The sequence below is a fragment of the Paenarthrobacter histidinolovorans genome (assembly GCF_014647595.1).
GTDB lineage: Bacteria > Actinomycetota > Actinomycetes > Actinomycetales > Micrococcaceae > Arthrobacter > Arthrobacter histidinolovorans.
Map to the genome: position 1 here is coordinate 670,992 of NZ_BMPM01000001.1, position 12,819 is coordinate 683,810.

A 12,819-nucleotide genomic window follows, 5' to 3' on the forward strand; every position below is an offset into this window, starting at 1 on the left:
AGCGCAGGAATTAAAGAACTTTCATAAATTTTGCGAAATTATGGAACCTTTTGCCTCCTCGCGGACACTACAGGTTATGGGGAACATGGGATCTCAAGATGCCGGTTTGTGGGCACGGAGTCTGGCCGGTGACGGCGCAGCGTTCGGCGCGCTGTTCGATCGGCACCGCGACAGGGTTTTCCGGCATGCGTACCGCCTCTGCGGCAATCGCCACACATCCGAAGACATCTTGGCAACGGCATTCCTTGAGCTGTGGAAGAAACGCCGGAAGGTCGTTCTGGTGGAACACTCCATCCTTCCCTGGCTTTTGGTGACAACAACCAATGTCGCCCGGAATACCAACAGGGCATCCACCAGGTATCGAAGAATGCTCGACTCGTTGCCACGGCAGGACGAAGCCCAGGTAGACAGTGGCGAAGCTACATACTTTCAGTCTGTGCTGGATCAAGACGTTGTTGACGCCCTGAAGACTCTCGGCTCAATCGATCTCCATTTGATCAGCCTTGTTGTCTTCGAAGAGTATTCGGTGAATGCGGCTGCGGAACTCCTGAATCTTTCACCAGCCGCCGCCAAGAGCCGGATGCACCGTGCCCGCTCGAAGATCAAGGATGTCCTGCAACCGAAGCCAGCACCCCCTTCTCAATTTGTCATGGAAGGAAACGGATCATGAGCGATCTCAAAGTCGACGAGAGCTTCAGTCAGGCATTACGCGCTGAGCTGGTTTCCCGGGTCAACAAGACAGCCTCCGCCCGGCCTCGAAAAGCCGCGCGTTGGTGGCTTGGTGCAGGTGTGTTCGCCGGTGCCGTGGTGCTTGGTGGAGTCGGAGCAACTGCAGCCGGTCTTCTGAACATCCCTGGAGCGCCAATCGTCACCCCCTTGGGTACCCCAACGACCGAATCCCATACCGGTCCGGCCACCATCGATTTAGGTACGGCGCCGAAAGAAGCCAAGGCTATCCGACTGGAGATGACGTGTCTGACAACTGGCTCCTGGGCCTACGAATCAGGGGCGACCAGTACGTGCAAGCAACATGACCTTGAAGGACGTGGCGCCACCACCAGGTTCCAGCTTCCTGTCGCTCCCGGCAAAGAGACTACGACCATCAACACCCAAGCGCAGAGCCAGTGGCGACTGACCTGGACCTTTGTCGACGTAGAGTCGACCGACTGGGCCACAAATGCGAACGGAGAAACCTACGGGGCTGAGAACGAAAATGGGCAACCAGAATTGGTTGCTGTGAAAGCCACCAACGGACAGTTCGGGTATGTCAGAAAAGCCGAACTGGATGACGCCACAGGAGTGTCCATGATGCAAACGTTCAGGACCCCTGAGGAGGCCTTGGCCTGGCAGGCAGAACGCCAAGGAAAGAGTTACGCGATCCCCGTCTACGACCCTGATGGGACAACCGTGGTCGGTGAATTCATCGTTCAAGACGGCAATGGGCATATTGTGGAGACAGACGGGAACGGGCACGTATTGGAACCAGACATGCTGGCGTCCGAGATACCTCAGTAGCCGTACTGTCATAGAAACACAGCCGGTCGAAACCAAACTAATTCTCTATTGCCCCCCGTTTATTAAGTTTTCCCTCAATGCGATCCTCCTTATCGGATCACAAGATCATTTTCTGCTCCATTAGAGATGTGCTGCGAGCATTTGCTGAAGCAATCGTTCGAGCCGTCTTTCACGTGGGTGAGGATGGTTCTCTTGACATGGATTCATCCGAATTTAATGAACTCGCGGCAGAGATGAACCCAAACGCAAACTATTGGTCAACTGTTTAGTCACGTCACTGCCGGAACGCTTCTGACAGCGTGGCTTGGCCACGGGACTTGATGAGGAGATCCGTCAGCGGCTCCCCCCATAACGGAGCAGCGCGGCGCGCAGAACAAAGCAAGTAGCACCACTGCGCTGTCTCCGCCAAGCTTCTTGCTTCAATCAGGTCAGGCGAGCGGGCGTCCTGCCATGCCCTCCAGCCGGCTGATGCGTTCCTTCATGGGCGGGTGGGTGGAGAACATGCGCCGCATCCCGCCGCCACGGAACGGGTTGGCGATCATGAGATGCGAGGCATTGACCAGCCGCTGGTCTTGCGGAAGCGGCAACTGGCTCACCCCCGACTCGATCTTGCGCAGCGCCGAGGCCAGCGCCAGCGGGTCGCCAGTGAGTTCTGCACCGTCCTCGTCGGCGTCGAATTCGCGGGTCCGGGAGATCGCCATCTGGATGAGCGAGGCAGCAAAGGGCGCCAGCAGTGCCATGGCGATGGTGGCCAGGGGGTTCGCGTTGCGCCGGTCACCGCCCCCGAAGATCAGCAGCATCTGGCCCACGGACGTGATGACACCGGCCACGGCCGCGGCCACCGAGGACGTCAGGATGTCGCGGTTGTACACGTGCATCAGCTCATGGCCCAGCACACCCCTGAGTTCGCGGGCGTCCAACAGGTGCAGGATCCCTTCAGTGCAGCACACAGCCGCGTTCTTGGGGTTCCGGCCCGTGGCGAAGGCATTGGGCGTCATGGTGGGTGAGAGGTAGATCCGTGGCATGGGCTTGTTCGCCCGCACGGAAAGCTCCCTGACGATCTGGTACAGCTGGGGTGCCTGGACCTCAGTGACCGGGTAAGCAGCCATGGAACGGATGGCGATCTTGTCGCTGTTCCAATAGCCATACGCGGTAGTGCCGACGCCGATCAGGGCCATGATCCAGATGGGCGCAGTGCTCCGGGTTCCTGCGGCAATGATGGCACCCAAACCCAACAACACCGCCCACAGCACACCGAACAATGCCGCGGTCTTGAGTCCATTGTTGTGTTTATGCACGTTGCTCTCGTTCTCTTTCTTCGGCTCTGGTCTCTTCGGTTCCGGCAGGGGCCGTCACCCGTTTAACGCCGACGCCGCCCGCCATGTTCCGCTGTAGGGTGACCCGGCTGACGGGCGTTCAGGGCACCGGGTGCTTTGAATCGTAGGCCACGAAGCCGGGTTGGAGACGGGACGCGAGCCACGCCAGGGCAATGCACAAAAGTCCACCGAGCAGCAGCACCCCACCTTCGCTGAGGAACTGTGTCACTCCGCCGGCAAGCATGTCCCCCACCCGGGGTCCGCCCGCTACCACCACAATGAATACCCCCTGCAATCGCCCGCGCAGATGGTCCGGGGTGGCCGCTTGGAGAATGGTGGTCCGGAAAACAGCACTGACCGAATCCGAAATACCGGCCAGCGCACAGCAGAACGCAGCTGGTATTAGCCACGGCGTGGTGCCATTGCGTCCAGCATCAGCCGCCAGGAGCACCACCAGTCCAAAGCCGGCGATTGAGGCGCCCCACCCCATCACGGACCACACCACCGCGCTGCCCTGCCGGCGTACCCTTCCCAAAGGCCCCGAGAAGAGGCCTGCAAGAAACGCCCCTACAGCCGTTGAGGCAAGCAGCACCCCAACTGTGGTCTCACCGCCACCGATCATCACGGCGCCGATGGCGGGCATCAGTGCCCGGGGTTGCGCGCAGATCATGGCGATGAGGTCGATGATGAAGGTCATGCGGACGTTGGGCCGGCCGCCAAGGAAGCGGAAGCCTTCCACCACCGAGCGGAACCCGGGCCGCACGGCATCTTTGGAGGGCGGCAGCGGCGGCAGTCTGAAAAGCCCCCAGAGCGCGAACGTGAAGCTGATGACATCAATCGTGTAGGTCCAGCCAAAGCCAATGGTTGCAACGAGCACCCCGGCCAATAGAGGTCCGGCGGTCATCGAGAGGCCAAAGGTCAGCATGCTCAAGGCATTGGCAGCGGGCAGCAGGTCCTTGCGGACCAGGAGTGGAATGATGGCGCTCCGGGCAGGCCCGTTGATGCCTTGCGCGCCGCTTTGGATGGCTACCAACGCGTAAAGAACCCAGATGTTGCCGAGCCCGAGCCAGGCTTGCATGGCCAGGCCGGCTGTGGAGGCCCATAGGACGAGGGATGCGATCAGGGCCACTTTGCGGCGGTCGTAGGCATCGGAGATGGATCCGCCGTAAAGGCCGGAGATCACCAGGGGAATCAACGCGAAGATGCCCAGGAGCCCTACGTAGAAGCTTTCCTGGGTCAGCCGGTACACCTCCAGGCTGACGGCCACGAGGGTCAGTTGGGTGCCGATGGCGGCAACGGACGCCCCCAGCCAGAGACGACGAAAAGCAGGACTCTCCTTGAGGGGAGTGATATCTGCCAGTAGTTTTGCCACCGTCCAACCCTAACCAGCGCCACGGCTTGGTAGGCTCACCCCGGGGAAGGAGTTGACATGGTCATGTCACGACGATTGCTGTACCGTTCGGGCTTTTGGGAGATCGCCCGGCCACGTCACCCCCTCACAGCCGCGCACGTTGTGATCAGGTTGTCGGATCCCTCCACCGATTTCGCGCTCCCGTCCGCAACGGACTGGCTCTTTTGCCACCATCTGGCGCGCACAGCCCTGGCAAAAGTGCTGGGAGTTGAGCATTGCGTCGTCATGTTCGCCCATCAGTGGCATCCGTTGGGGGCCGGGCTGGGAGAACCGGTGGCTGAATCGTCAACTCCCACGTTCCACCTTTTCGGCCGCTGGGATGGAGAAACCACGACGCCGGGACATCAGCTCTCGCTTCCGGCCCACCGCCGGGTGGCACTCCCCGAGTCCGAACTGGAGGTCACTGACGAGGCGATCCGTGAGGTGCTTCGCCGCGACCTGCCGGACGCGGTCCTGGCGTTCGCGGAGGGGCCCGGTGCCGCCGTCGAACCTGTCCTTGACCCCGCACTGCTGGTGCGGACAATCCCGGCGGGTGAGCGCCATACCGTGATGGAGCCTGTGAGAGGCGTAGCTTCCGTCCGGGACTTCCTGCCTGCCGACCTTCTGGCAATCGCTGCATCCCTGGGCGGGCTGCCGCTGGCCGGTGGCGTCAGCGGATTCAGTTGCCTGGCAGTGGAGTCGCCGGCACCGGGAAGGCCATTGCGGGTGCATGCGCTCGGCCGTTCGGCCGGAGAGGACGTCAACCCGGTAGTGGAATTATTACGTTCACCGGAAGTTAGCCTTGCCTTATTGTGAACTCCTCAAAATAAGTGTTTCAATGAATGCATGACAGATCACACCGCCGAACAGGCAGAATGGGCAGCCGCCCTGCATGCCCACGGCCGTCGTGTGACCAAACAGCGGTTGGCAGTGCTCGCCGCGGTCCAGCACCATCCGCATTCCCCGGCAGAAGGCATCCTTGCCGCTGCCCGCCAGGAACTTCCTGAACTGACGGCGCAGTCCGTTTATGTAGTGCTCAGCGATCTCACGGACCTGCAGATGCTGCGCCGGTTTGAACCCCCGCACTCCCCGGCACTCTATGAAACCCGGGTCGGTGACAACCACCACCACGCTGTCTGCATCAGCTGCGGCAAGGTGGAGGACGTGGACTGCGCAGTGGGACACGCTCCGTGCCTCACTCCACACTGGGATGAAAATTCCAAGCCGATGACCATCCAGATCGCAGACGTCCTGTACCAGGGCATCTGCCAGGATTGCCAGGCTAAACAACAGCTTCCCGTAAATACTTCAGTAACCCAGAAATAGGAAAAAGGAGAACAATGACTGCCATTTCAACAACTCAGTCAGGTGCCCCCGTTACGTCCGACGCGCACTCGAAGTCCGTCGGCGCTGACGGTGCCATCATCCTCGCCGACCACTACTTGGTGGAAAAGCTCGCCCAGTTCAACCGCGAGCGGGTGCCGGAGCGCGTAGTTCACGCCAAGGGTGGCGGAGCTTTCGGTACCTTCAAGACCACCTCTGACGTTTCTGCCTACACCAAGGCTGCCTTCCTGCAGCCGGGTGTCGAGACGGACATGCTGATCCGTTTCTCCTCCGTTGCAGGCGAGAACGGTTCTCCCGACACGTGGCGCGACCCCCGCGGTTTCGCCGTGAAGTTCTACACCTCCGAGGGCAACTACGACCTCGTGGGCAACAACACCCCCGTCTTCTTCATCCGCGACGGCATCAAATTCCCGGACTTCATCCACTCCCAGAAGCGCCTCCCGGGTACCCACCTGCGTGACGCCGACATGCAGTGGGACTTCTGGACCCTCTCCCCCGAGTCCGCCCACCAGGTCACCTGGCTCATGGGCGACCGCGGCCTCCCGGCTTCCTGGCGTGAAATGCAGGGCTACGGCTCGCACACGTACCAGTGGATCAACGCCGCCGGCGAGCGTTTCTGGGTCAAGTACCACTTCAAGTCCAACCAGGGCGTCAAGACCATCACGGGCGACCAGGCTGAAGAGCTGGCCGGTTCGGACGCGGACTTCTACATCCGCGACCTCCAGGAGAACATTGCCGATGGCAACTTCCCCTCCTGGGAACTGCACGTCCAGGTCATGCCGTACGAGGATGCCAAGACGTACCGTTTCAACCCGTTCGACCTCACCAAGGTGTGGCCGCACTCCGACTACCCGCTGATCCACGTGGGCACCATGGAGCTGAACAAGAACCCGGAGAACTACTTCGCGCAGATCGAGCAGGCCACTTTCGCGCCGTCGAACTTCGTTCCGGGTATTGCGGCTTCGCCGGACAAGATGCTGCAGGCCCGCATCTTCTCCTACGCAGACGCACACCGTTACCGCGTGGGCACCAACCACGCGCAGATCCCGGTGAACCAGCCGAAGAACCAGGTCAACAACTACAGCCAGGATGGACAGGGACGCTTCCTGTTCAACTCCCCCAGCACCCCGGTGTACGCACCGAACTCCGTTGGTGGCCCGGCTGCTGTTGAGCCCGCATCCCCCGCCGGTGGTTGGGAAAACGACGGCGAGCTCACGCTCTCCGCACACACCCTGCACGCTGAGGATGACGACTTCGGCCAGGCCGGTACCCTGTACCGCGAGGTCTACGATGACGCCGCCAAGGCCCGCCTCCTGGACACCATCACCGGTGCCGTGGGCGGCGTGAAGAACGCCGACATCAAGGAACGCGCCATCCAGTACTGGACCAACGTTGACGCCGATCTCGGCTCCAAGCTGCGTGCCAACCTGGGCGCTGGCCAGACCGAGTCCGACGCCGAAGCAGCCAACAAGCTCTAAGCGTCTTTCCTTTCTGCAATTCCGGGAACACCCCGCTGCGGTTTTACACCGCAGCGGGGTGTTCTTTTGTTTCCACATATCCGTTGTTTCCACATAGGACAGTCCTCCTATGGCTGTGCCCTCGCTCCGGTCCATAGGATCCCTGTATGGACACATTCAAAGGCATTCATGCGGCCGCGTTCCGCTTTTACGAGGATCTTGAAGAGAACAACAACCGCGAGTGGTGGCTGGAACATAAGGCAACGTACGACGCCGAGGTCAGGGAGCCGCTGACGGCTCTCCTCGCGGAGCTGGAGCCCCGGTTTGGGCCCGCCAAGATCTTTCGCCCCAACCGGGACATCCGGTTCTCCCAGGACAAGTCACCCTACAAAACAGCACAGGGTGCCTTCGCGGCCAGCCAGGAGGGCGTTGGCTACTATGTGCAGATCAGTGCCGACGGTCTCTTGATTGGTGGAGGCTACCACTCCCATACGCCGGCTCAGCTGGCACGCTACCGGGCAGCAGTCGACGCGCCGGACAGTGGCCTGGCACTGCAAAAGATCGTTGATGCTGTGGCTGACGCCGGCTTCGCGGTTGAAGGGGAGAAACTCAAGACCGTTCCCCGCGGTTTCGACAAAGATCATCCAAGGGCTGAGCTGCTCAAACACAAGTCCCTGTCGGCCGGCGTGGAGGTCGGACAGCCGTCATGGTTGTCCACCGTAGCGGCCAAGGATGAAATCGCCTCGCGGTGGGAGACGCTGAGGCCCCTGGTGGAGTGGGTCAGTGAGCACGCGGCGCCCTAAGGGGTGGCCGTCAGGACTCGTGACCGTCAGGACTGGTGCCTGTGAGGACGGCCGGTGAAAGGAAACACTCCCGGACGCGGAGAACGCCCGGAAACCAACGGTTCCCGGGCGTTCTCCTTGAGGTAAAACCTCGAGGTAAAACAGGCAGCTGTCTGACAAGCAGCAGCGATGGATTCAGACCTTGGTGAAGCTGTCTTCGTCCTCGTCGCCCTCGGTCTGACGGTCGCCCTTGGCGTCGTTGACGGCGGCCTTGGCGGATGCGAACTTCTCGTTGAGCCGCGAGTGCCGCTGGCCGTAGGAGAAGTAAATCACCATGCCGATTACCAGCCAGATCGCAAAGAAGATCCAGGTTTCCACCGCCAGGTTGGTCATCAGGTAGAGGCAGAGAACTGCAGAGACCCATGGAACAACCTTGCCGAACGGAACGCGGAAGGCAGGCTTGAGGTCGGGGCGCTTCTTGCGGAGCACCAGGATGCCCAGGCTGACCATCACGAACGCCGAGAGCGTTCCGATGTTGATCATTTCCTCCAGCAGGTCCACCTTCGTCACGCCGGCAACGATCGCCACGGCAGCACCGCAGATGATCTGCAATCGAGCAGGGGTGGAACGCTTCTCGCTGGTCTTGGAAAGCGAGCGGGGCAGCAGCCCGTCGCGGCTCATGGCCAGGACAACACGGGACAGGCCCATGAGCAGCACCATGATGACAGTAGTGAGGCCCACCAAGGAGCCGAAGGCGATGACCTTGGCTGCGTCTGTGTTGCCCACGGCTTCGAATGCTGTAGTCAGCGTGGGGTTTTTGACCTCGGCCAACTGAGTGTACGAGACCATTCCGGTGAGTGCCAGGGAGACCAGGATGTAGAGCAAAGTCACCAGCGCCAGGCCGCCGAAGATGCCCCGCGGGAGGGTCTTCTGCGGGTTCTTGACCTCTTCTGCCGAGGTTGCCACTACGTCAAAGCCGATAAAAGCGAAGAAGACCAAAGCAGCGCCGGCGAAGATACCCAGCGTCCCGTACTGGGCCGGAGCTGCGCCGGTGAGGAAGCCGAAGAAGGACTGCTTCATGACGTCCGCTGCTCCCGTACCGGCCGTCGGCTCGGAAGCGGGAACGAACGGGGTGTAGTTGGAGAACTTCACGTAGCTGAAACCCACCACGATCACGAACAGCACAACAGCGATCTTGATCAACGTAAAGACGTTGCCAACGCGTGCGGACAACTTTGTCCCCAGCACCAGCAATACGGTGAAGATCGCAACAATGAGGAAGGCGCCCCAGTAGAGGTCAATTCCGCCTACGGGGATGGACGGCGGAACGTCCAGGCCCATCAGGCCAAACACCGTGCTGAGGTAGATGCCCCAGTACTTGGCGATCACGGCCGCTGCCGTGAAAAGTTCAAGGATGAGGTTCCAGCCAATGATCCACGCGAGGACCTCACCCATGGTGGCGTAGGTGAACACATAGGCGGAGCCGGCCACGGGAATGGCGGTGGCGAATTCGGCGTAGCACATGATGGCCAGCGCGCAGGTAACAGCAGCGATGGCAAAGGAAATGGTGACGGCGGGGCCGGCAAAGTTGGCGGCAGCCTTGGCGCCCACCGAGAAGATCCCGGCGCCGACAGCGACGGCGACGCCCATGATCATGAGATCCCAGATGCTCAGGCTGCGTTTGAGCTTGCGACCTGGCTCGTCGGAATCGGCGATCGACTGTTCAATCGACTTGGTCCTGAAAATGTTCATAAAAATGCCACATTCTGGAGGGGGGTGGTATAGGACTCATCAAGAATAGTGTCCGGCCATTGGACGGCCATATTTATCCCAAATAGTGAGACGCCCCCGGAATGCCAGTGACAGGTGTGGCTGGTGTGATGAAAGCACGTAGTCCCCATCACACCAGCCGTGCGCCCTAAAAGGCCGGCACGTCCCAGTCCATAAGCGTTGAACGGATCAGGAATCGTTTCCCTTCGGGAGACTCAACCGAGAACCCACTGCCCCTGCCCGGGACCACATCCACAGTGAGGTGGGTGTGCGACCAGTAGTTGAACTGTTCCTTGGACATCCAAAACTCCAAGGGCTTGGTTTCCCCGCCATTCCCAAGGTCAAAACGACCAAGAAGAACGTCGGAGTCACCTGTCAGGAACTCCCCCGCCGGGTAGCACATGGGTGACGAACCGTCGCAGCAGCCGCCTGATTGGTGGAACATCAGGGGTCCGTGCTGCTCCCATAGTTTCAGGAGCAGTTCCACGGATGCTCCTGTGAGCGCCACCCGGGAGAAGTCCTCCCCGGGCAGCGTCACGGAAGCTTTCAGGATGTCCTGGGACATGTTGTGGTTCATCAGAACTTCAGAACCACTCGGCCGTCGATCTTGGCGTGCTTCATCTCGTCAAAGACCGCGTTGACTTCTGACAACTCGCGGGTGGAGACCGTCGGCTTGATCTTTCCCTGGGCGTAAAACTCCAATGCTTCTTCCAGGTCCTGACGGGTACCCACGATCGAACCACGGACCGTGAGGCCTTTGAGGACGATCTCGAAGATCGGTGCCGGGAAGTCGCCCGGGGGTAACCCGTTGAAAACGATCGTGCCACCGCGCCGGGCCATGCCGATGGCCTGACCGAACGCCGAGGGGTGCACAGCCGTGACCAGTACCCCGTGGCAGCCACCGGTTTCCCGCTGGATCACCTCGGCGGGATCCTCATGCAGCGCGTTGACGGTTAGCTCGGCACCGTGTTCCCTGGCCAGTGCCAACTTGTCATCGGCGATATCCACTGCTGCCACACGCAGGCCCATCGCCACCGCGTATTGCACCGCGATATGCCCCAGGCCTCCGATACCCGAGATGGTGACCCACTGCCCGGGCCGGGCCTCGGTCATCTTCAGCCCCTTGTAAACCGTGACTCCGGCGCAGAGCACCGGCGCAACTTCCACCGGATCCGAGCCTGCCGGGATGCGGGCAGCGAAGCGTGTGTCCACCAGCATGTACTCGCCGAACGAACCATCCACACTGTAGCCACCGTTCTGTTGTGACTCGCACAGGGTTTCCCACCCAGTCCGGCAGTACTGGCAGTCTCCGCAGGCAGACCACAGCCAGGCATTTCCTACCAAGTCGCCGACAGCAACGTCGGTAACCCCCTCGCCCAGGGCCACCACTTCACCCACTCCCTCATGCCCGGGAATGAACGGCGGTGTCGGCTTGACCGGCCAGTCGCCTTCGGCGGCGTGCAGATCGGTATGACAAACCCCGGAAGTGATGAGGCGGACCAGCGCCTGGCCGGGACCCGGCGTCGGGCGTTCGACCTCCATGACCTTCAGGTCGGTTCCGAATTCAGTAACTACTGCTGCTTGCATGGTGGACATTGACGATCTCCTTTGATCGATGAACAGGACGGGTTTAGAAGAAGCCGAGCTTGTTCTCGTTGTAGCTGACCAGGAGGTTCTTGGTCTGCTGGTAGTGGTCCAGCATCATGGCGTGGTTTTCACGGCCAATACCTGAGGACTTGTAGCCACCGAAGGCGGCACCTGCCGGGTAGGCGTGGTAATTGTTGACCCACACGCGGCCGGCCTGGATTTCCCGGCCTGCGCGGTAGGCGACATTTCCGTTGCGTGACCAGACGCCGGCACCGAGCCCGTAGAGGGTGTCGTTGGCGATTCCAATGGCGTCGTTGTAGTCACTGAACTTGGTAACGGACACCACCGGGCCGAAGATCTCCTCCTGGAAGATCCGCATCCGGTTGTGGCCTTCGAAGATGGTGGGCTGCACGTAGTAACCGCCGGCCAGATCTCCGGACAGCTCGGCCCTGGCCCCACCTGTGAGGATCTTGGCACCCTCCTGCTTTCCGATGTCGATGTAGGACAGGATCTTCTCCAGCTGGTCGTTGGAGGCCTGCGCGCCGATCTGGGTCTCGGTGTCCAGCGGGTTGCCCTGGATGATTTTGTTGGTTCGGGCCACGACGTCGGTCATGAAGGAGTCGTAGATACCTTCCTGGACCAGAGCACGGGACGGGCAGGTGCAAACTTCGCCCTGGTTGAAGGCAAAGAGCGTGAACCCTTCCTGGGCCTTGTCGTAGAAGGCGTCGTTTTGTGCGGCGACGTCGTCGAAGAAGATGTTGGGGCTCTTGCCACCAAGTTCCAGAGTGACGGGAATGAGGTTGTTGGAGGCGTACTGGCTGATCAACCGGCCTGTGGTGGTCTCACCCGTGAAGGCAATCTTGCGGATGCGGGGGCTGGACGCCAGCGGCTTTCCGGCCTCGACACCGAAGCCGTTGACCACATTCACCACACCGGCCGGAAGGAGGTCACCGATGAGTTCCATGAGGACCAGAATGGAGGTGGGCGTCTGCTCGGCGGGCTTGAGGACGACCGCGTTGCCGGCGGCGAGCGCCGGGGCGAGCTTCCACACGGCCATGAGGATGGGGAAGTTCCACGGGATGATCTGGCCAACGACGCCCAACGGTTCCTTGAAGTGGTACGCCGTGGTGTCCTCATCCAGCTGGGAGAGGTGGCCTTCCTGGGCACGCACTGCCGAGGCGAAGTAGCGGAAGTGGTCGGCGGCCAGCGGGATATCGGCGTTGAGGGTCTCGCGGACGGGCTTGCCGTTGTCCCAGGTCTCTGCAACGGCCAGGAGTTCGACGTTCTCATCGATGCGGTCGGCGATCTTGTTCAGAATCGCAGCGCGTTCGGTCGCGGAGGTTTTCCCCCAGGACGGGGCGACCTTGTGCGCGGCGTCCAGGGCAAGTTCGATGTCCTCGGCGGTACCACGGGCCACTTCACAAAAAGCCTTGCCCGTCACCGGTGTGATGTTTTCAAAGTAGGCACCCTTGACCGGGGCAACCCACTCGCCGCCGATCCAGTTTTCGTAGCGGTCCTTGAAAGTAACCTTCGAACCCTCGGCACCCGGCTGTGCATAAACGGTCATTGCTAGCTCCTTTGCTGCGAATCACGGTGGCTGTCGCCATTGATTCGAGCCTAGGAGCGGGGAGGTTGCAGCTACGTTGCAACCATGTGAT

12 protein-coding genes are annotated in these 12,819 nt (G+C 61.0%); 6 read left to right on the top strand and 6 right to left on the bottom strand.

Features of this window, described 5'->3' with window-relative positions:
* Nucleotides 1-40 precede the first annotated feature (40 nt).
* Together IEY62_RS03125 and IEY62_RS03130 are read left to right on the top strand one after the other, a co-directional pair.
* Nucleotides 41-670 carry an RNA polymerase sigma factor gene (locus tag IEY62_RS03125; RefSeq protein ID WP_229785020.1) on the top strand — a complete coding sequence of 210 codons (630 nt, stop codon included), beginning with the start codon at nt 41-43 and terminating at the stop codon, nt 668-670.
* Nucleotides 667-1,515 (top strand): peptidase M56 family protein, encoded by an 849-nt coding sequence (locus IEY62_RS03130; protein ID WP_189013798.1) that lies wholly within the window; start codon nt 667-669, stop codon nt 1,513-1,515. The genes IEY62_RS03125 and IEY62_RS03130 overlap by 4 nt, the downstream gene beginning before the upstream one ends.
* Before the next feature lie 428 nt (nt 1,516-1,943).
* Here IEY62_RS03130 and htpX read toward each other — a convergent pair whose 3' ends face one another.
* Complete coding sequence (gene htpX / locus IEY62_RS03135) at nt 1,944-2,813, bottom strand: zinc metalloprotease HtpX (RefSeq protein WP_189013799.1); 870 nt, start codon at nt 2,811-2,813, stop codon at nt 1,944-1,946.
* Between the two features lie 118 nt (nt 2,814-2,931).
* Nucleotides 2,932-4,203 (bottom strand): MFS transporter, encoded by a 1,272-nt coding sequence (locus tag IEY62_RS03140; protein ID WP_189013800.1) that lies wholly within the window; start codon nt 4,201-4,203, stop codon nt 2,932-2,934.
* A gap of 63 nt (nt 4,204-4,266) precedes the next feature.
* Between IEY62_RS03140 and IEY62_RS03145 the strand changes: the two genes are divergently transcribed.
* From IEY62_RS03145 to IEY62_RS03160, 4 genes are all read left to right on the top strand, one after another.
* Complete coding sequence (locus IEY62_RS03145; protein WP_229785022.1) at nt 4,267-5,037, top strand: hypothetical protein; 771 nt, start codon at nt 4,267-4,269, stop codon at nt 5,035-5,037.
* A gap of 30 nt (nt 5,038-5,067) precedes the next feature.
* Nucleotides 5,068-5,547 carry a Fur family transcriptional regulator gene (locus IEY62_RS03150; protein ID WP_189013803.1) on the top strand — a complete coding sequence of 160 codons (480 nt, stop codon included), beginning with the start codon at nt 5,068-5,070 and terminating at the stop codon, nt 5,545-5,547.
* A gap of 14 nt (nt 5,548-5,561) precedes the next feature.
* Nucleotides 5,562-7,043, top strand: a complete 1,482-nt coding sequence (locus tag IEY62_RS03155; RefSeq protein ID WP_189013805.1) for a catalase — start codon at nt 5,562-5,564, stop codon at nt 7,041-7,043.
* A 146-nt stretch (nt 7,044-7,189) separates the two neighbouring features.
* The gene (locus IEY62_RS03160; RefSeq protein WP_189013807.1) at nt 7,190-7,825 is read left to right on the top strand and encodes a DUF2461 domain-containing protein; all 636 of its coding nucleotides are present in this window, start codon (nt 7,190-7,192) and stop codon (nt 7,823-7,825) included.
* A gap of 174 nt (nt 7,826-7,999) precedes the next feature.
* Here IEY62_RS03160 and IEY62_RS03165 read toward each other — a convergent pair whose 3' ends face one another.
* The 4 genes from IEY62_RS03165 to exaC form a co-directional block, all read right to left on the bottom strand.
* Nucleotides 8,000-9,556, bottom strand: coding sequence for an APC family permease (locus IEY62_RS03165; protein WP_189013809.1), 1,557 nt, complete (start codon nt 9,554-9,556; stop codon nt 8,000-8,002).
* Nucleotides 9,557-9,722: 166 nt separating this feature from the next.
* On the bottom strand, nt 9,723-10,151 hold the full coding sequence (locus tag IEY62_RS03170; RefSeq protein WP_407671456.1) for a DUF779 domain-containing protein: 429 nt from the start codon (nt 10,149-10,151) through the stop codon (nt 9,723-9,725).
* Nucleotides 10,151-11,161, bottom strand: coding sequence for an alcohol dehydrogenase AdhP (gene adhP / locus IEY62_RS03175; RefSeq protein WP_110504021.1), 1,011 nt, complete (start codon nt 11,159-11,161; stop codon nt 10,151-10,153). Before adhP ends, IEY62_RS03170 begins: the two co-directional genes overlap by 1 nt.
* Before the next feature lie 43 nt (nt 11,162-11,204).
* On the bottom strand, nt 11,205-12,728 hold the full coding sequence (exaC, locus tag IEY62_RS03180; RefSeq protein ID WP_189013812.1) for an acetaldehyde dehydrogenase ExaC: 1,524 nt from the start codon (nt 12,726-12,728) through the stop codon (nt 11,205-11,207).
* Nucleotides 12,729-12,819: the final 91 nt, after the last annotated feature.

Excerpts from the sequence above, each read along its gene's own strand:
- IEY62_RS03155 (WP_189013805.1), top strand. The coding sequence starts at position 5,562 with ATGACTGCCATTTCAACAACTCAGTCAGGTGCCCCCGTTACGTCCGAC.
- adhP (WP_110504021.1), bottom strand. The coding sequence starts at position 11,161 with ATGCAAGCAGCAGTAGTTACTGAATTCGGAACCGACCTGAAGGTCATG.
- IEY62_RS03160 (WP_189013807.1), top strand. The coding sequence starts at position 7,190 with ATGGACACATTCAAAGGCATTCATGCGGCCGCGTTCCGCTTTTACGAG.
- IEY62_RS03125 (WP_229785020.1), top strand. The coding sequence starts at position 41 with ATGGAACCTTTTGCCTCCTCGCGGACACTACAGGTTATGGGGAACATG.
- exaC (WP_189013812.1), bottom strand. The coding sequence starts at position 12,728 with ATGACCGTTTATGCACAGCCGGGTGCCGAGGGTTCGAAGGTTACTTTC.
- IEY62_RS03145 (WP_229785022.1), top strand. The coding sequence starts at position 4,267 with ATGTCACGACGATTGCTGTACCGTTCGGGCTTTTGGGAGATCGCCCGG.
- IEY62_RS03170 (WP_407671456.1), bottom strand. The coding sequence starts at position 10,151 with ATGAACCACAACATGTCCCAGGACATCCTGAAAGCTTCCGTGACGCTG.
- IEY62_RS03130 (WP_189013798.1), top strand. The coding sequence starts at position 667 with ATGAGCGATCTCAAAGTCGACGAGAGCTTCAGTCAGGCATTACGCGCT.
- IEY62_RS03165 (WP_189013809.1), bottom strand. The coding sequence starts at position 9,556 with ATGAACATTTTCAGGACCAAGTCGATTGAACAGTCGATCGCCGATTCC.
- IEY62_RS03150 (WP_189013803.1), top strand. The coding sequence starts at position 5,068 with ATGACAGATCACACCGCCGAACAGGCAGAATGGGCAGCCGCCCTGCAT.